13 protein-coding genes are annotated in these 18,451 nt (G+C 72.5%); 6 read left to right on the forward strand and 7 right to left on the reverse strand.

The genetic code is table 11. From position 1 onward, the window contains the following. Positions 1-60: 60 nt before the first annotated feature. From IPJ59_RS06930 to IPJ59_RS06960, 7 genes are all read right to left on the reverse strand, one after another. On the reverse strand, positions 61-1,101 hold the full coding sequence (locus tag IPJ59_RS06930; protein WP_293270338.1) for a PT domain-containing protein: 1,041 nt from the start codon (positions 1,099-1,101) through the stop codon (positions 61-63). After that, positions 1,098-1,991: a hypothetical protein gene (locus IPJ59_RS06935; RefSeq protein ID WP_293270340.1), complete on the reverse strand. Its 894-nt coding sequence runs from the start codon at positions 1,989-1,991 to the stop codon at positions 1,098-1,100. Before IPJ59_RS06935 ends, IPJ59_RS06930 begins: the two co-directional genes overlap by 4 nt. A gap of 261 nt (positions 1,992-2,252) precedes the next feature. Then, the gene (locus tag IPJ59_RS06940; RefSeq protein WP_293270342.1) at positions 2,253-2,636 is read right to left on the reverse strand and encodes a MarR family winged helix-turn-helix transcriptional regulator; all 384 of its coding nucleotides are present in this window, start codon (positions 2,634-2,636) and stop codon (positions 2,253-2,255) included. Positions 2,637-2,976: 340 nt separating this feature from the next. Further along, on the reverse strand, positions 2,977-4,740 hold the full coding sequence (locus tag IPJ59_RS06945; protein WP_366524561.1) for an ABC transporter ATP-binding protein: 1,764 nt from the start codon (positions 4,738-4,740) through the stop codon (positions 2,977-2,979). Between the two features lie 60 nt (positions 4,741-4,800). After that, a complete protein-coding gene (locus IPJ59_RS06950) occupies positions 4,801-6,696 on the reverse strand; it encodes an ABC transporter ATP-binding protein (RefSeq protein WP_293270344.1) in 1,896 nt (631 codons plus the stop codon). A gap of 151 nt (positions 6,697-6,847) precedes the next feature. Then, positions 6,848-7,057 (reverse strand): hypothetical protein, encoded by a 210-nt coding sequence (locus IPJ59_RS06955; protein WP_293270345.1) that lies wholly within the window; start codon positions 7,055-7,057, stop codon positions 6,848-6,850. Between the two features lie 206 nt (positions 7,058-7,263). After that, positions 7,264-7,869 carry a hypothetical protein gene (locus IPJ59_RS06960; protein WP_293270347.1) on the reverse strand — a complete coding sequence of 202 codons (606 nt, stop codon included), beginning with the start codon at positions 7,867-7,869 and terminating at the stop codon, positions 7,264-7,266. A gap of 175 nt (positions 7,870-8,044) precedes the next feature. Between IPJ59_RS06960 and IPJ59_RS06965 the strand changes: the two genes are divergently transcribed. From IPJ59_RS06965 to IPJ59_RS06990, 6 genes are all read left to right on the forward strand, one after another. Next, positions 8,045-8,920 carry an XdhC family protein gene (locus tag IPJ59_RS06965; RefSeq protein WP_293248538.1) on the forward strand — a complete coding sequence of 292 codons (876 nt, stop codon included), beginning with the start codon at positions 8,045-8,047 and terminating at the stop codon, positions 8,918-8,920. Positions 8,921-9,050: 130 nt separating this feature from the next. Further along, positions 9,051-10,889, forward strand: a complete 1,839-nt coding sequence (locus IPJ59_RS06970) for a hypothetical protein (RefSeq protein WP_293270349.1) — start codon at positions 9,051-9,053, stop codon at positions 10,887-10,889. Between the two features lie 151 nt (positions 10,890-11,040). Beyond that, the gene (locus IPJ59_RS06975; RefSeq protein ID WP_293248534.1) at positions 11,041-11,616 is read left to right on the forward strand and encodes a nucleotidyltransferase family protein; all 576 of its coding nucleotides are present in this window, start codon (positions 11,041-11,043) and stop codon (positions 11,614-11,616) included. A 22-nt stretch (positions 11,617-11,638) separates the two neighbouring features. After that, the gene (locus tag IPJ59_RS06980) at positions 11,639-12,490 is read left to right on the forward strand and encodes an enoyl-CoA hydratase/isomerase family protein (protein WP_293270351.1); all 852 of its coding nucleotides are present in this window, start codon (positions 11,639-11,641) and stop codon (positions 12,488-12,490) included. A gap of 301 nt (positions 12,491-12,791) precedes the next feature. Continuing rightward, entirely contained in the window at positions 12,792-16,334 is a 3,543-nt protein-coding gene (locus IPJ59_RS06985; RefSeq protein ID WP_293248528.1) for a serine/threonine-protein kinase, read from the forward strand. Between the two features lie 37 nt (positions 16,335-16,371). Further along, positions 16,372-18,381 (forward strand): serine/threonine-protein kinase, encoded by a 2,010-nt coding sequence (locus IPJ59_RS06990; protein ID WP_293270353.1) that lies wholly within the window; start codon positions 16,372-16,374, stop codon positions 18,379-18,381. The last annotated feature ends 70 nt before the right edge of the window (positions 18,382-18,451 follow it).

Genomic DNA, 18,451 nt, shown 5'->3' on the forward strand with positions numbered 1-18,451 from the left:
ATGCGGCGGGTAGCGATGCCAGGGGCCACGGCGGGCGGTGACGCCAACAGGGAATGCGGGCTACGGGGCGGTGATGCGGCGGGTGGCGATCGCGTGGGTGGCGACGGCCGCGGCCGCCGGGGCGCCCCAGACGATGTTGCCGCGGAAGCCGAGGTAGAACATGCCGGCGGTGGCGCTGCGTTCGGCGTCGGGGACATCCTCGCGGGCGAGCGGGCTGTCGAACTGGCCGCCGACGACGATGGCGCCGAAGCCACCGATGCCGAAGCCGACGTCGACGGTGAAGCCGAGCGGGCCGCGGACGCTGTCGAACTTGCCGGCGACGTTGGTGCCGGCGACCTTGAAGGCGAGGGCGCTGGTGAACTCGAGGTTGGGGGCGAAGCGCTTGCGCGAGAACCAGTAGCGGCCGGCGATGCCGACGTTGCCCCAGATGTCCTTGCTGTCGCTGGCGATCACGCCGCCCTTGGGTCCGAGGCTCAGGCGGGTGTAGCGGAGCTTGCCGCGGGTCTCGACCATCGTCGGGATGCTGAACCACACGTCGTACTGCACGCGGGCGGAGTTCCAGCGGTTGACGTCGCCGAGCTCCTTCACGCTGCCCTGGCGCAGGCGGTAGGCGTAGGCGCTGGTGGCGTTGACCTCGATGACGAAGCCGCAGGTCGGGTCGGCGACCCAGCAGCGGAACACGGGCTTGCGCTCGACGGTCGGCGGGTCCAGCTCGAGGCCGTAGCGCTTGCGCAGCGTCTGCATGTCGGCGGCGTTGTAGAAGGGCGGGCCGCTGCGCTGTTGCGGCGCGGTGACCGGGGTGGGCGGTGGTGTCGGGAGCGGGGCCGGGGTCGGGGTGACGGCGGGGGCCGGGCTGATCGAGGGGGCCGGGGAGATCGAGGGGGCCGGGGAGATCGCGGGGGCCGGGGAGATCGCGGGGGCCGGGGAGATCGCGGGGGTTGGTGCCGCAGCGACGGGGGGCTCAGCGGGTGCAGCGGGTGCGCTGGTGGGGCGCTGCACGGATGGCTGCACGGATGGCTGGGCGACTGGTTGGGCGACGGGTGCGGTGGTCGGAGCAGCGGTGGGCTGCGCGGCGAGCAGGGCGAGGGCGAGGAGGTTCACGAGGCACCTCCGAACGCGCCGCCGGCGAGCAGGCCGAGCAGCACCAGGCCGATCGCGGGGGCGGCGGCGAGGCCGTTGGCGCGGAAGCCGAAGACCACGCGGGTGTCATGGTCGAGGAAGTCGGCGGCCATGAACAGGCCGCCCCAGCCGCCCCAGTTGGCCGAGAGGCCGGCGTGGCTGCCGTAGTACTGGCCGCGCTGGTTGAACACGGTGGAGCGGACGATGCCGAGGTCGAGGTCGAAGTGGAAGCCGTTGCGCTTCTTGGAGAGCCACAGCTGATTGACCAGGAGGACCCGCCAGGTGTCGGTGTGTGGGGTCGCGTCGAGCTTGCCGATGGGGGCCCCGGTGCCGCGTGACCAGCTGCCGAGCACGCCGAGGCCCCACGGGTGCCAGCCATCCTTGTGGCCGACGAGCAGCGGCTTCAGGGCGAAGCCGCCGCGGAAGTTGAACTGCGCGTAGGGGAGGTCGACGTGGGCGCCGGCGATGTTGGTGCCGATGCCGACATCGGCGGTGAGGATCAGCGAAGTGCGGCAGTAGGTGTCGTCGATGAAGCAGAAGGCGCCGCGACCGAGCGAGAAGCGCGGCGGGTCGCCGCGGCGCGGGCCGTTGGGGAAGGCGGTGTCCGAGGCGGGCTCGCCGACGAAGAAGGGGCCCTGGGTGCGCGCGGGGGTCGATTTTTGGGCCGGGGGCGGGGCGGGCGGGGCGGGTTCGGCGGGTTCGGCCGTTGCGACTGGGGTTGCGAGGCGAATGCTTTCGGGAGGGTCCGGTGCGACGTCTGCGGCGACGGGGGGAGCCGTTGGGGCGGGCTCGGCCGGGGGTGGTGTCGCGGGCGCGGGCGCTGCGACGGGCGCAGGCTCGGCGAGGGCGAGCACGAGAGGCAGGACGAGCACGGACACGAGGTCCCCAGCATGCAGAAGTCCGGGCGTCGTGACAACCGCGGCTTCGGACCTGGACCGGACCTGGACCGGACCTGGCTGATCGGTGGGGGACGATCAGGCGTGTGGGGCGGGGGTCGCCGTGATCGCCGGCCCGGGTTTCACCCCGACGAAGACTCGGAATGGACGCGAGCTCACAGGGCGATGACCGGGTCGGTCGGCGGGCCAGTGCTCGGGGCGCGCCAGCCGATCGACCAGCCGCCGTCGGTCGGCGGGCTAGTGCTCGGGGTCGGTGACGAGGCGCTCGCCGCCGCGGGCGATGGCGCGGCTGATCTGGACGCCGAGCAATTCCTCGGCCTCCTTCTGGGCGGCCTCCCAGGCGGGGGCGACCTCGGCGATGAGCTTCTGGCCGCGGGCCGTGATGCGGATCTCGTGCGAGCGGGCGTCGTCGATGGCGGCGAGCTCGAGCCAGCCGCTCTTGCACATGCGTTCGACGTTGCGGCTGACGGTCGAGGCGTCCATGTGCATGCGCTGCGACAGGTCGTTCGGCGTGAGGCCGCCGGTCTGCATGACCACGACCAGGGTGTTGAGTTGGGCGATGCGCAGGCGATAGGGTCGCAGCGCGTCGTCGTAGATCCGACTGATGGCCCGGTTGATCACGCGGAGGCGGTACGCTGTGCACTCGCTCCAGATGCGCTCCGCGATCTCCCCGACACCCTGTTTTGCCCGCCGCACACCCATGGCCGACGATTGTATGAGCCAGCGATATCCGGTCAACCAGCTTCCTTGCGGGCGTGTTCGGGCGATGCGCGCAAGTACACGAAAATGGTGAGGCTGGCCCCATCACGGCGGCGCGGCGCTGGGCATTGCGCGCGACTTCGGGCCGCGAAAGCTCGTATACGCAACGACCGGTGTGGCGAGTCGAGTCCGCGCCCATGTCAGGCCAGCGCAGGCCAGCGCAGGCCAGCGCAGGCCAGCGCAGGCCAGCGCAGGCCAGCGCTCAGGCCTTGGCCTCGGGCTCCTTGAAGCCCATGCGATAGAGCTCGGCGTAGACGCCACCGCGGGCGAGCAGGTCCTCGTGCCGGCCCTGTTCGACGACCTCGCCGGCCTGCATGACGAGGATCTTGTCGGCGCGGCGGACGGTGCTGAGGCGGTGGGCGATGACGAGGACGCTGCGGCCGCGCAGCAATTCTTCGATCGCGGCCTGGACCTTGTGTTCCGTCATGCTGTCGACGCTGGCGGTGGCCTCGTCGAGGATGAGCAGGGTGGGCGAGCGGGCGGCGACGCGGGCGAAGGCGAGGAGCTGGGTCTCGCCGACGGAGAGGTTGCGGCCGCGTTCGCCGACGACGAAGCCGAGGCCGCCGCGGGCGGCGACGAAGTCGGCGGCCTGGACGGTGCGCAGGGCGGCCTCGATGCGGGCGGGGTCGTTGGCGAGGCCTGGTTCGCCGAGGCTGACGTTCTGGGCGACGTCGTCGTTGAACAGGAAGACGTCCTGCTGGACCATGAGGATGTGGCGGCGGAGGGCGTCGGGGACGACGTCGCGGACCTCGAGGGGGCCGTTGGTGGTGGCGAGGTGGACGTGGCCCTCGTAGTCGTCGTAGGTGCGGGTGAGGATGCGGCCGAGGCTGGTCTTGCCGGAGCCGGTGCGGCCGACGACGGCGACGATCTCCCCGGGGGCGATGGTGAAGGAGATGCCGCGGAGGACCTCGGGGGCGCCCTGGCGGTAGCGGAAGCGGAGGTTCTCGACGGTGACGCCGCCGGTGAAGCCGGCCAGCGGCTCGGCGGCGCCGGGGCTGGAGCGGGGCTCGGCGGGCTCGTCGAGGAGGCTGTAGATGCGCTCGAGCGAGGCGACGGCGCGCTGGATGGTCGCGAGCTTGGCCGAGAACTCGCGGATCGGTACGAACACTCGCTGCAGGTAGTCGATGAAGGCGAACAGGAGGCCGAGGGTGACGCCGGTGGCCGCGGGGGTGGCGGGGAACAGCTCGGGGGCGGCGAAGTAGATGAGCAGGGCGACGCAGAGGGCGCTGATGCCGTCCATCAGCGAGTAGAGGCTGGCGTCGTACCAGTTGGCGGTCTTGGTGGCGCGCAGGTAGCGGCCGCCGAGGCGCTCGTACTCGTCGCCGGTCGCCTGTTCGCGGCCGAAGAGCTGGGCCACGGTGACGCCGGCGAGCTGCTCGGCGAGGTAGCCGCTCTGCACGCTCTGGGCCTTGCGGATCTCGAGCTGGAGGGCGCGCAGGCGGCTGGAGAAGAAGCGCACGAGCACGGCGAGCAGCGGCGCGACGGCCAGGCTGATCAGGGTCAGGCGAGCGTCGAGGATGAACATCGCGGTGACGATCGAGAGGATCACGGCGACGTCGGTGAGGATCGTGAACACGCCGAAGGCGAGGGTCTCGCTGAGGGCCTCGATGTCGCTGGTGCTGCGCGCGAGCAGGCTGCCGATCGGGGTCTTGTCGTAGAAGCGGGCCGGCAGGCGCAGGACGTGGCGGAACACGGCGCGGCGGAGGTCGCTGATGGTGACGTAGCCGACCCGCTGGAGCGCGTAGACCTGGACGGCGGAGGCGAAGAACTCGGCCATCACGGCGCCGAGGAACAGCATGGCGGTGAAGCGCAGGCCGAGGGCGCTGCCGGCCGCGATGTCGCCGTCGATCGCCTGTTTGACCAGCAGGGGGCGCAGCGCCGAGACGGCGGCGACGACGGGGATCATGAGCAGGCCGAGCCACAGCCAGCGGCGGTGCGGGCGGGCGTAGGGCCAGAAGCGGCGCAGGGCGGCCCAGGTGTGCTGCCCGAATTGGGTGCGGGCGCGGGCCCGGACTTGGGCTTGGCGTCACGCACGGGCGGCCTCCTGGTGGTGGTGGGTCTCGGCGTAGTGGCCCCCGAGGGCGAGCAGCTCGGCGTGGGTGCCTCGCTCGAGCACGCGGCCGTCGGCGAGCACGAGGATCTCGTCGGCGTGCTCGAGCACCGAGGTGCGGTGCGAGACGATCACCGTGGTCGGCGGGAGGCCAGCTGGCGCTTCGGACATGTCCTGGGGGACATGTGCCACGCCGGCCACGCCGGCGACAACTGGTTGGTCGTGGAGCTGGCGGATCGCGGCGACCAGCTTGACCTCGGTGCCCTGGTCGACCGCCGACAGGATGTCGTCGAGCAGCAGCAGGGCGGGCTTGCGGTAGAGGGCGCGGGCGAGGGCGGTGCGCTGGCGCTGGCCGCCCGAGAGGGTGACGCCGCGCTCGCCGACCACGGTGTCGAGGCCCTCGGGGAGGGCGCGGAGGTCGTCGTCGAGGCAGGCGGCGGTCAGCACGGCGCGCAGCTGGGGGTCGTCGGCTTCGGCCTGTGGGCGGTCGGGTTGTAGGCGGGCAGCGCTGGTGCCGGCGCGCGGAGCGGGCTCGCCGTCGTCGCCGCGGACGTGGCCGCTGCGTTCGCCTTGCAGGCGGATGTTGTCGCGCAGGGTGGTCGAGAACAGGAAGGGGTCCTGGGGGACCACGGCGAGGCCGGCGCGGAGCTCGGCGAGGGGCACGGTGGTGATGTCCTTGCCGTCGACGAGGATGGTGCCCGGGGGCGGGGTGTAGACGCGGGCGAGGAGGTTGATGAGGGTGCTCTTGCCGGCGCCGGTGCGGCCGAAGATGCCGAGAGTTTGACCTGGCCGGAGAGACAGGTCGAGGTCGCGGAGGGCGGGGGTGTCGGCGCCGGGGTAGGTGAAGGACAGCCTGCGGAGCTCGAGCGAGGGCGGCTGGCGCAGCGCGATCGAGGCCGTGGGGACGGGGAGGTCGTCGGGGGTGGCGATGACCTCGTCGATGCGGGAGATGGCGATGAGGCCGCGGGAGATGGAGGCGAGGACCCAGGCGAGGGCCATGAGGAGGGCGACCAGGCTGCCGAGCAGGGTGGTGAAGGTGGCGATGGCGCCGACCTGCATGTCCCCGGCGATGACCCGGTCGCCGCCGATCCACAGGACCAGGGCGGTGCCGACGAGGCCCGAGAGGCCGAGGACGGGCATGGCGAAGGCGCGCTGCGAGGAGAGGCGGAGCTGGAGGTCGAGGTAGGGTTGGTTGCGCTCGTCGAAGCGGCGCATCAGCGCCTCCTCGGCCGCGTGGGCGCGGGCGGTGCCGATGCCGGCGTAGCTCTCGAGCACGCGGTCGGACAGGCGCGCGAGCATCTCGAAGGAGACGCGGATCATGGCGTAGAAGCTGCGGACGATGTGGACCGTGTAGGCGGTGCCGAGGGCGATCGGGACGATCGACCACAGGGTCAGGACGCGGTCGGTGGTCCACATCTGGACCAGGTGCATGGGGATCGCCACGGCCACGTTGAACACCTGCAGCCCGGCGAAGCCGACCAGCAGGCGCACCGACATGGTGTCGTTGGTGGCCATGCTGACCAGCTCGCCGATGCGGCGGCGCAGGAAGAAGGGCCGCTGCATCGCCAGCAGGTGGCGAAACAGGTCGACGCCGAGGCGAAACTCGACGTCGCGGCCGGGGTTGAAGAACAGCACGCGCGAGAGGGTGCGGACCACCACCACGGCGAGGGCCCACAGCATCAGCTCGAGCGCGATCGACTGGCCGGCGGCCAGGCCGGCGCCCGCGGGTCCGAGGGCGTCGAGGGCCCGACCGATGAGCGTCGGGACGCGGACCACCGCGTAGTTGGTGGCGACCAGCATCGCCAACCCGAGCGCGTACTGGGGGATGTTGCGCCGGACGTAGCGCTTGAAGAATCGCAGGACGAGCTTCACGGGGCGGGGGCGCAGAACATACAGCAGGCCGACGCCGGGCGGACAGGCGCTGCGATCGTCTGGACCAATAAGAATGGGCCAGCCGGCGCGTGCCGGTCTGGCCCAGTGACTTCAGTTGTACTGCCCTTGTCAGGGACTCAGACGAGTGGGCTCAGGGAGCGGGCGCCTCGGCGGGCGCGTCACCCTCGGGAGCTGCCTTGTCGCCCTCGCCCTCGGCGGGCGCCTCACCGTCGGCGGGGGGCGGAGTGGGCTCAGCCGGCTTGACCTCCTCGGGATTGGCGGTGTCGGCCTTGGACTTGTTGCAGCCCATGGTGCCGATGGAGAGCGCAGCGAACACAAACGCGATGGTGGCCTTCTTCATGAACGATCTCCTGGACACCCCTTCGGGAATTTGCGCCCCGCAAGAGGGGCCGCGACGAAGCGGGATCAGCCAAGTACCGCAGTTTCGCGGCAATTGCCAGAGCCGCGTGAATGGTGCGCAGGGACCGCCTGCGACCGGCGTGAAACTGGGGCCTCGGACCGGCCTGTTGCTGGGTCCGTGGGGGTGAGGGACCCCTCCGAGGCGGACTAGCGCGGCGCAAGGTCTTCGTCGCGCTCGATCTCGTCGAGGGCCAGCTCGGCGGCGTCGAGGCCCTCGCTCAGCTCCGAGATCAGGGCGGCGAAGCGCTCCTGCTCGGCCGCGTCGCCGCCGAGGTCGTTGTGCACGTCCTCCCATTGCCGGTAGATGCGTTCGACCAGCGCCTGGGTGCTGCCGGCGTCGACGCCCTCGCGCCGCAGCTCGCGGTAGCGCTGGGTCAGGTCGGCGACGATGTGGTCCCGGGCGTCGCGCCAGCGTCGGTAGGCGCGTTGAGGGTCGCGGGCCCGGGCCCAGCGGCGGGCCGAGCGGTCGATGTCGTCGACGCTGCGGCGCAGGGCCTTGACCAGGCCGCGGTAGGCGGCGAGGTGCTCGCGCACGTACTGGCGGCCGCCCTGCTCGCGGGCGAGGGCCTTCTCGGCGGCGAGGTCGTCGTCGCGGAAGCCGGCCTTGCGGCGGGCCTCGGCGAGCTCCTCGGGGGTCATCGGCGGCGGCGCGGGTGGTTCGCTGCGGAGTGGTTGTGGGCGCGACGGGGGGGCGGCCGGCTCGGCGCAGCCGATGAGCAGCGTTGTCGCGGCCAGGGTCGCGGCCAGAGTCACGGCCAATGTTGAGGCCGATGTCGAGGCGGACAGGGCGAGGGGGGTCGCGGGTCGACGCATGGCTCGCTGCGACGGCGGTTGTACGGTGGCTGACGGCGTGCGGCAAGGCCCCGCGGGCGCTGAGTGGGACGGGGCGATCGGCGAGGCGGGGCTGGCTGCTACACTGCGCGCCGCGATGTCCAGCGCCGCCGCCACGCTCGAGGTCCTGCGCGCCGCTGCATTGGTGCTCGCGGGCAGCGGGGGGCCGGCCGCGCTGGCGACGGTGATCGCCCGCACCGGCTCGGCGCCGCAGGTGGTCGGGGCGCGGCTGTTGCTGCGGGCCGACGGCACCATGGTGGGCACGGTCGGCGGCGGGGCGATCGAGCAGCAGGTGCTGGCGGCCTGCCGGGCCACCTTGCGCGACGGCAGCCCGCAGGTGGTCAAGGCCCACCTCGTGCGCGACCTCGGGATGTGCTGCGGCGGTGCGATGGAGGTGTTCGTGGAGTATCTCGACGCGCAGGCGCGGCTCATTTTGATCGGCGGTGGACACGTCGCCCAGGCGCTCGCTCCGGTGGCCCGCGGGGTCGGCTTTCGGGTGGTCGTGATCGACGACCGCGAGGAGGTCCTGGCCCACCCGGCCTTCGTCCCCGACCAGCGCGAGCAGGGCGACGTCGACGAGCTCGAGGTGCTGCTGCGCGACCTCGACGAGCGCGACTATCTGGTGATCGCGACCCGCGACCACGCCCGCGACGAACAGGCGCTCGCGCAGCTGTTGACCCGGCCGCATCGCTACATCGGGATGATCGGTAGCCGCCGGAAGGTGCACGCGATCCTGGCCCGCATCGTCCGCCGCGAGCAGGCGCTCGGGCGGCCGGCGCCCGACCTTGCGCGCCTGCACGCCCCCGTGGGCCTCGCGCTCGGCGGGCGCACGCCGGCCGAGATCGCGGTGTCGATCGTCGCCGAGTTGCTGGCCGATCGCCACGGCGGCAGCGGGGCGCCGATGAACGTCGCCTCGCAGGCGCTGGCCGATCGCTACGGCGGCAGCGGGGCGCCCGACGCCGCCGCGGAGTGAGGCGCGTCGGCGTGCGCGGCCTGCGTGGAAGGGCTCGCAGGCGGTCGGCGGCCGATGACCCGGGTTGATGGCCTGCCTCGCCCCCTTCTTCGGCGACAGGGTCGCGCCCGGTCGACTACACTCGCGGCCGATGTCTCGTCTGCTCCCCGCGAAGATCGTGGCCGCCATGGCCCTGCTGCTCGCCGCTCCGGCCTGCGCCAAGAAGACCCCGCCGCCGGCGGTCACGGTGGTGGAGGACCAGCCCGGCGGCGGCGGCGGCCCGGTCGACAGCGGCGTGATCGCCGAGCCGGCGAAGGCTCGACCGCTGCCGCAGGGCAAGCCGGTGCAGCTGCGGGCCAGCGTCGAGGGTCTGGGCGACCTGCTGCAGCTGGTCAAGCAGGCGACCACCGCGTGGACCCCGAAGAACCCGATCGACGCCAACGCGTGGATCCAGGCCGCGCTGCTGCAGTTCGGCTACGGGCCGGGCATGTGGAGCAGCCTCGATCTCAGCGGCGTGATGGCGGCCGACAGCACCTTCTTCCCGGACGACCCAGCCAACGGGCTGCGGCTCACGGGCAGCCTGGCGGCGTTGAGCGCCAAGGGCATCATGGACGGCATGCCGTCTGGGCGGCGCCCGCAGCCGCTCGGCAACGGTCTGTGGGAGCTCGTGCAGGGCGACCTGCGGGTGCTGCTGCGCGAGCAGCCGCGGGCCCTCGAGTTCGCGCTCTCGCCGGCCGACCTCGAGCGCGCGGCGTCGGTGGCGAAGGCCGCCGCGGGTGGTCGTCGCCTCGAGGTGCACGCGAGCGACTTGCCGCCGGGGCTGTTGTCGGCCGACAACTACTTCGGGCTGCCGAGCGGGCTGCGCAAGCAGCTCTCGGAGATCTTGCGCGAGACGACCCGCGCCTCGCTCGAGCTCGACGCCGGCACCGACCGTGACCTCGTGCTGGCGCTCTCGGCCGAGGCGCCCTTCGATCGCCTGGGCCTCAGCCCGCTGGGCGCCCCGCGCAGCCAGGCCAGCGCGCTCGAGGGCCGGCTGCCCGCGTCGGCGGCGCTGGTGGTCGCGCTGCCGTGGGGCAGCCCGGAGCTGCTGCACAAGCTGCTCACCAACATCGAGAAGGGCGTCAGCCAGAGCGCGGCCGGCTTCGAGGCGCCGGTGAAGACGGTGATGCAGGCCGCGCACACGATCCTCGATCAGGTCCAGCACGACGTCGTGATCGCGGTCTACCCCGGCCCGCGCGGCGAGCTCACCGTGCTGATCGCCGCCGACGTGAAGGACGAGGTCGCCGCGCGCAGGGCGGTGCACGACATCCTCGCCACCGCCAACACGGCCGTGACCACCTTCAACACCCTCGGCGGCGACAAGAAGGACGCCAGCTTCAGCGTCAGCCTCAAGGCCAACGGCATCAAGGCCGGCGGCGTCGAGGGCGAGCTGTTCACGCTCGGCATGCCCAAGAACATGAACAACGACCTCGAGGGCGCCCTCCCGCTGCTCAACGACAAGCAGCAGATCGAGATCGCGGCGGTCACCGCTGGCGGCAGCGCGGTGCTCACCCTCGGCCACGACGCCCGCAAGCTCGCCACCGAGGTCGCCGGCGGCCTCAAGCCGGGCGCGCGAAAGACCAGCCTTGCCAGCGACGGCGGCCTCGCGCTCGCCCGCACCGCCAGCCAGGGCTGCCACTTCTGCGTCGGCATCGACCCCGTCGCGTTCGCCCGCGTCGCCCTGTTCGCCGACCAGAAGATGCGCGCCGACAAGAAGCGCCTCAAGGACCTCGACGACGCCGCCGCCGTGGTCACCCGCCTGGGCGGCGCGCTCGGCGTCGGCATCCGCCTCGACCCCAAGCAGGGCGCCCTCGCGGCCGGCCTGAGCAAGAGCCTGCTCGTGCTCTCGCCGGCCGACGCCGCCCAGGTCGGCAAGCTGTGGGAGAGCGTCGCCCCGGCCCCGATGCCCGAGGACAAGCCGCTCAGCGGCCCCAAGGGGCTGCTGCGGTGAGGTCTGGCCCGGCGGACACGTCGCGGGGGCCAGGTAAACGACCGGTCCTCGCGGACATGTCGCGGGGGCCAGGTAGACCAGTCCTCGCAGACATGTCCCGGAAGCCAGGTAGACCAGTCCTCACGGACATGTCCCGTGAGCCAGGTAAGCAGTGACCGCCGCGCCCGCCGCGGTGGTGCTCGCGGCCGGCGCCTCGACGCGGATGGGCCGCCCGAAGGCGCTGCTGCGCCACGGCGAGCGCAGCTTCGTCGCCTGCGCGGTCGAGCTGGCGGCGGCGGCCGGCTGCGCGCCGATCGTCGTCGTAACCGGGGCACAGGCGATCTCCGAGCCGCTGGCGGCCACGCTCGTGCACAACCCGGCCTGGCCGATGGGACAGCTGAGCAGCCTGCAGCGCGGGCTCGCGGCGGTGCTCGAGCTCGGCGAGCCGAGCGGCGTGCTGGTGCTCACCGTCGACCGACCGCACCTGCGCGTCAGCACGGTCAACGCCATGGTCGCCGCCTTCCGCGAGGCGCCCGCGTACCTGTGGCAGCCCGAGCACGCCGGCCGCCGCGGCCACCCGCTGATCTACCCGGCCGCGCTGCTGCCCGCGCTGGCCGCCCTGCCGGCCAGCGGCGACCCGCGCCCGCTGCTGCGCGAGCACGCCGCGCTGCGTCGCGGCCTCGCGGTCGACGACCCGGCGACCCTCGACAACCTCGACCACCCCGAGGACCTCGCCCGCCTGCGCTGACATCGGTTAGGCTGCGCGACCGATGGACCTCCAGCGCGTCGCGCCCCTCCACCCGCACTTCGACCCCGCGCTCGGCCTGCTCCGCCTCGAGCTCGAGCACGGCAAGGCCAACGAGATCGGCAGCGAGGAGCTCGGCGCCCTCGAGGCACTGTGCGAGCTGCTCGAGCAGCACGACGAGGTCCGCTGCCTGTGCACGACGAGCCGGCGCGAGAGCGCCAAGGGCACCAAGATCTTCATCTCCGGCGCCAACGTCAGCGAGCGCGTCGGCTGGAGCGACGAGCGGGTCAAGCAGCACGTGCTCCGCCAGCGCGAGCTGATGCGCCGCCTGCGACACGCGCCGCTGTTCACGGTGGCGCTCACCCACGGGGTGACCTTCGGCTGGGGCGCCGAGTTCCTGCTCACCGCCGACTACTGCATCGCCACGCCGACGGCCCGCTTCGCCCTCCCCGAGACCGGCCTGGGGATCGTTCCGGGAGCCCGCGGCACCGCCGAGCTGGCGCTGCAGGTCGGCCCGGCCCAGGCCCTGCGCCTCGGCTGCACCGGCGAGGAGCTCGACGCCGACGCCGCGCGACAGATCGGCCTCGTCCACGAGCTCGTCGCCGACCTCGAGGCGGGCCTCGTCCGCGTCGAACAGCTCGCGCTGCGCCTCGCCTCGCGCTCGCCCACCGCCGTCGCCGCTTACAAGCGCGGCCTGCTCGCCGCCCTCGGCCAACCCGAGGCGCAGCGCCTGGCGATCGAACGCGATGCCTACGAGCTCTGCGTCGACACCGGCGAGGCCGCGATCGGTCGGGCTGCCTTCAGCGCAAGGCGCGCGCCAGGCGAATCGCCCGTGCCCCCACCCTGGGGCGCCCGTCGCCTCGAAACCCCCCGATAGCGCACTGCCCAACGCGGCCGAACGCGGCCGAACGCGGCCCGTTTCGGCGCGCCTCAGCGCATGAACCCCGGGCGTGCACGCGAGATTCGCCGCGCTTCGCGACCTGCAACGATCGCACGCCCCCGCTCCCATCGCCGCCAGGAGCACGCGCACTGGCCGAGGCAGTTTTTCGCACAGCCTCGAGGAGCCCTGTGGAATACTCGCCCCTCGCGCAAAACGAGGCCAGGCGCGGCCCGTTGTCGCCGTGTGCGTTCGCCGTTACAGTCCGGCCGCCTCCGGGCCAGACCTCGTCCGAGCCCTCATGAACCTACCCGACGCGCATAACAAGTCCACGCCGGGGGACGACGCGCTACCGCCGATGCCGGAGCGCATCGCGGGTCGCTACAACATCCGCGGGCTGCTCGGGCGCGGCGGCTTCGGGGCGGTCTACGAGGCCTACGACGAGCTCGAGGAGCGGCCGGTCGCGCTGAAGGTGATCCGCCGCGACGCCAGCATGGACCCGCCCGGCTCGCGCTCCAGCGAGATGCCGTCGGCGACCATCGCCCCGGTCTCCCACGCGGCCAGCAGCGGCCGCGCGCTCGAGGGCCTGCGCAAGACCCAGGTCACCCGCAGCTTCGGCAACACCCAGGGCCTCGCCGTCGACACGGTGATGGACAACTTCAAGGCCGAGTTTCGCCTGCTGACGCAGCTGCACCACCCGAACCTGGCGGCGGTCTACGACTTCGGGCGCTGCGACGGCGACGTCGTCTACTTCACGCAGGAGCTGCTGTCGGGTCAGTCGCTGGCGGATTTCCTGCGCGGCGCCTCGCGCGAGACCATCGTCGAGATCTTCGTGCAGCTGGCGCGCGCCCTCGACTACATCCACGCGCTGGGCTTCGTCCACGAGGACATCAAGCCGAGCAACGTCATCGTGTGCCAGCCCGAGAGCGAGGGCGGCCAGCCGCAGGCCAAGCTGATCGACTTCGGCCTGGCCCGCCTGTTCCGCCGCGGCAAGATCGCCGCCAGCGAGATCGACGACCCCGAGGAGTACAAGGTCCTCGGCACGCCCGGCTTCTCCGCCCCGGAGAAGGTCAAGGGCGAGCCCACCGACTCGCGCAGCGACATCTACTCGCTCGCCGCCACGATCTACACCGCCGTCCGCGGCGGCCGGCCCTTCCCCTCGCGCACCTTCAAGGAGGCGCTGCGCAACCAGCTCGACTGGCGCCCCGAGCTGGCCGGCGCGCTGCTGCAGAGCTGCGGCCCCGTCGTCGCCGAGCTGGTCGGACGCATGCTCTCGCCGGACCCCAACCTGCGGCCCCAGAGCGCCCGCAGCATCGTCCTCGAGCTGCTCCGCCGCGAGTCGGTCCACATCCGCGACCGCCAGAAGACCGCCCAGGACCGCCGCGAGTTCGCCCGCGTGCTCGTCGAGCACCTCCCCTTCGTCGACCGCGCCGACTACCTCGACATCCTGCTGGTCCGCGCCTACGAGGTGCTGCACTCCGAGACCAGCCGCGCCGGCCAGCGCGGCCACCTCATCCGCACGATCCTCGTCGAGGCCCCCGAGGGCATGGGCAAGGCCCGCCTGCTGTCGGAGATGCGCCGCGAGGTCCAGCTCGGCGACGGCCTGTTCGTCGAGGGCAACTGCTGGACCAGCGACGGCGACGGCCTCGGCCCCTTCGCCCCGGTGGTGCTGCAGCTGGCGACCGCGCTCGGCGAGCGCTCGCCCACCGTCAAGCAGTACGGCGACCTGGTCCGCGCCGCCCGCGAGCGCAACCACGAGACCGCCGCCGCCGCCCAGCTGCTCGAGTTCCTGATCCGCTGCAGCGGCGAGCACTCCTACGTGCTGCACCTCTCGGACCTCGCCCGCGGCTCCGAGCTGACGCGCACCCTGGTCGATCAGCTGGCCCGCGCGATCGACCACAACGAGGCCCGCGTCCTGCTGTGCGTCAGCACCGAGCCGCAGCCCAAGCTGCGGCCCGCGCTCGACGCCCTGCGCCGCGACCAGATCGCTGAGCTGTTCAACCTGAGGCCGTTCCAGCCCAAGGAGATGCTCGAGGTCCTGCGCGGCATCCTCGGCGAGGCGCCGGCCCTGAAGGACCTCGTGGCCATGCTCGACAAGCTCACCGGCGGCCACCCGCTGAGCTTCCGCGAGACCCTGCGCGTGCTGATCGAGGAGTCGATCCTGGTCCGCGACAACGACACCTGGGTCCTGCGCTCGGCCTCGATCGCCGCGGAGCAGCTGCACAAGACCCTCGCCCAGCGCAGCGAGGCCCGCCTCGACACGCTCGGCGTCTCGGCCTGGGAGATCGTCAGCATCCTCTACCTCATCGAGGCGCCGATCGACGAGGAGCAGCTCGCCGCCCTCACCGACCTCCGCCGCGAACGCTTCCGCCGCACCCTCGACCGCCTCGAGGGCGAGGGCCTGATCCTGTGCAGCGCGATCTCCGGCAAGGGCCAGGTCGCGCTCGCCCACGCCTCGGTCCGCGAGGCCGTCCGCATCCGCTACGACGACTCCCTCAGCGAGACCCGCCTCGACCTCGCCGAGCGCATCGCCGAGCTCGACAGCAAGGAGCCGAGCCTCGTCTACCTGCGCGCCCGCCTGCTCGACGACGCCGCCGAGTCGCTCGAGGCGATCGCCGAGCTCGAGAAGGCCGCCGACGCGCTGTTCGCCGCCGGTCAGCCGCAGCTGGCCGCCCACGTGCTCGAGCGCATCATCCTCCGCTTGCGCCGCCAGGGCCGCGTCGCCGGCCTCCCGCGCCTGCTCAAGGCCCAGCTCAACCTGGTCGAGCGGGCGGCCGGCGCCCTCAACGACCCGCGCCGCGAGACCGCCCACCTGGAGGCCGGCATCCTGGTCGCCGAGCTGCTCGCCGACCACCGCGCCCAGGCGCTGTTCTGGCTCGGCCTGGTCGACCGCTACACCGTCGAGGGCAACGTCGACGTCGAGGTCGCGCTGCACCGCCTGCAGCAGGCCGCCCAGGCCGCCAAGCAGGCCCGCGACCGCATCCTCGAGCTGCGCATCGCCAACCGCCGCGCCGAGGTCCTGCTCGGCGCCGGTGAGATCGAACAGTCGGTCCGCTGCTCGAAGGAGGCGATGGAGATCCTCGAGATCCCCGAGGCCGACGACACGTACACCTGTCACATCATCGGCACCCGCCTGCGCGGCCTCTCGCTCGCCGGCCAGCTCACCGAGGCGCGCCGCCTGCACGAGGTCGCCAAGCCGATCGCCGCCCGCGTGTCCGTGCTGCAGCGCCAGAGCTACATCTCCGGCATCGCCTACCTGTCCGTCCTCGGCAACGAGCCCGAGCGCGCCATCCCCGAGACCCGCCAGGCCATCGAGCAGCTGCGCGCCGCCAACATCACCCGCATGCTCATCGGTCCGCTGCACAACCTCGGCGACCTGCAGCTGCGCAGCGGCGACCTCGAGGCCGCCGCCGAGGCCTTCCGCGAGGCGCTGCGCCTCGCCGGCCTGCACGGCTTCACCTATCAGATCCACCTCAACGCCGGCTTCCTCGGCTACACCCTGGCCCGCCTCGGCAAGGTCGAGGAGGGCGCGGCGATGCTCGCTGACGCCCGCCGCGGCTTCATGCAGGTCCAAAACGAACAGTTCGGCCAGCATCAGCTGCGCCTCCTCGACGCCGAGGTCGCGCACATGGTCGGCCAGAGCCCGCGCGCCCGACGTGAGCTGGAGGAGATGCTCGCCGACTTCCAGTCGAGCAGCGAGCTGTCGCTCGCGCAGTGGGCCCAGGAGGCCCTGAGCCGCATCGAGCGCGACCGCGGCACCTCGTTCATCGAGACCCCAGAGGAGCCCGAGTCGACCAACGCCTCCCCCGACGAAGAGACCGTGCGCACCAAAGAGCTCCGGTGAAACCGGCTATCTTTCACCAGATCCGTGATGTGCCGCCATGAGCGACGAGCAGCAGGTCCATAACGATCTGACCGGGATGGTCGGCACCGTCCTCGCGGGCACCTACCGCCTCGACGCGCTCATCGGCGAGGGTGGCATGGGCGCCGTCTATCGCGGCCGCCACGTGCTCCTGCGCCGCGACGTCGCGATCAAGGTCCTCCACCCCGACTTCAGTCGCGACCCCGAGCTGGTCAAACGCTTCGACCGCGAGGCCCAGAGCGCCGCCCGCCTCAACCACCCCAACTGCATCCAGGTCACCGAGTTCGGCTCCACCGACGAGGGCATGAAGTACCTCGTGATGCAGCTGCTCGAGGGCACCGAGCTGCAGAACGTGCTCGACGGGCCCACGCCGCCCGAGCGCGCGGTCGGCCTCATCTTGCAGGTGCTCCGCGGCCTCGAGCACGCGCACGGCCAGGGCGTGGTCCACCGCGACCTGAAGCCGCAGAACATCTTCGTCACCCGCGACCACGAGGGCCGCGAGGTGCTCAAGCTGGTCGACTTCGGCATCGCCAAGATCATCGGCGGCGACGGTGCGCTCGAGCAGATGACCCGCGCCGGCATGGTGTTCGGCACGCCGCAGTACATGAGCCCGGAGCAGGCGCTCGGCCTCGACATCGACGCCCGCGCCGACCTCTACGCCGCCGGCGTGCTGCTCTACCAGATCGTCACCGGCAGGCTGCCCTTCAACAGCGACGACCCGGTCGCGCTGATCCGCATGCAGGTCAGCACCGATCCGCCGCAGCTGCCGCCCTCGGTGCCGCAGGAGCTCGCTGGCATCATCTTTCGCCTGCTCGCCAAGGCGAAGGAGCAGCGCTACCCGGACGCCCGCACCGTCCGCATCGCCCTCGAGCGCTACCGCGAGTCGCTCGGCGGCGGCAAGGGCAGGGGCGAGGAGGCGCTGGTCGACGTCATCACCACCGGCGGCCCCGACATCTCGGGCCTGGTCGCCATCAACCGCCCGCTGCCCGACGCCCTGCGCCCGCGCCCGCTCACCCTCGTCGAGTCGATGATGGACAGCGGCTCGCTGCGTCGGCGCCCGTGGTTTCGCAAGGCGATCGCCGTCGTTGTCCTCGCGCTGGTCGGCGGCGGCGTGGCCCTGTGGTGGTTCGTGCTGCGCGACTCGGCCCCGAGCACGCCGAGCCCGCCCGAGATCAAGGGCGCCCGCACCGTCGACGCGCCTTCGCCGGTAGTCACTCCGCCGCCGGTCACAACGCCGACCAAGGCCGATCCGCCGCCTGTCCCCACGGACATGCCCAAAAATACAGGTGCACCTGCGCAGGAGCTGCACGACATCGACGACCTGTTGACGCAGGGCAAGACCGAAGAGGCGGCGACCCGGCTGCAGGCGCTGCGCAGCAGCCACCCGGAGGACGCGCAGGTGCGCTGGCGCGAGGCGGGCCTGCAGGCGCGCAAGCCGGACGGCGCCGCGGCAGCGCTCCCGCTCTACGGCGAGGCGCTGGCGCTCGACCCGGAGCTGGCGCGCGACCTCGGCTTCCACGCCCAGGTCGACGCGCTGCTGCGCCAGCGCCCGGTCAGCGACGCCGCGATCGACCTGGCGATCGCCCTCGGGCCCCAGGGCAACAGCGTGCTCCTCAGCTACATCAACGACCCCAAGGGCTGGGCCACGTACCCGCAGCGACGGAAGATGCGCGACGCGCTGGCCCGAGATCCAGCGGCCGCCGCCGAGGTCGACCAGGCGCTCAACGTCCGCCGCGACCTGTGGCAGTACGCCCAGTCGCCGACCCCCTGCCTCACGCTGCAGGGCGCCCTGCAGGCCGTCCAGGCCGCCCCTCACGTCGACAACGTCGACGCGCTCAAGGCCGCGGCGCCGCCGCTGATGCCGGTCGGCGCCGCCGCGAGCTCGGTCGAGCCGCTGTTACGCGAGGCCGAGAAGACCGCCTGCCGCGACGTCGACCCGCTGCTCGCCAACGTGCGCACCGCCTACGCCGCGGCCTTCCCCGACAAGTTCAAGACCAAGAAGAAGCGGCCCAAGAAGCGGCGCCGGTGAGCTCACGCCAATGTGGGTGAGCGTGTGATCGCCACGCGCCCGGGGCTGCGGCCTCGGTTATGCTCGCGGC

This window comes from Nannocystis sp. (assembly GCF_016714285.1).
Lineage (GTDB): Bacteria > Myxococcota_A > Polyangia > Nannocystales > Nannocystaceae > Nannocystis.

Excerpts from the sequence above, each read along its gene's own strand:
- IPJ59_RS06955 (WP_293270345.1), bottom strand. The coding sequence starts at position 7,057 with ATGAAGAAGGCCACCATCGCGTTTGTGTTCGCTGCGCTCTCCATCGGC.
- IPJ59_RS06965 (WP_293248538.1), top strand. The coding sequence starts at position 8,045 with ATGTCCAGCGCCGCCGCCACGCTCGAGGTCCTGCGCGCCGCTGCATTG.
- IPJ59_RS06970 (WP_293270349.1), top strand. The coding sequence starts at position 9,051 with ATGTCTCGTCTGCTCCCCGCGAAGATCGTGGCCGCCATGGCCCTGCTG.
- IPJ59_RS06980 (WP_293270351.1), top strand. The coding sequence starts at position 11,639 with ATGGACCTCCAGCGCGTCGCGCCCCTCCACCCGCACTTCGACCCCGCG.
- IPJ59_RS06985 (WP_293248528.1), top strand. The coding sequence starts at position 12,792 with ATGAACCTACCCGACGCGCATAACAAGTCCACGCCGGGGGACGACGCG.
- IPJ59_RS06990 (WP_293270353.1), top strand. The coding sequence starts at position 16,372 with ATGAGCGACGAGCAGCAGGTCCATAACGATCTGACCGGGATGGTCGGC.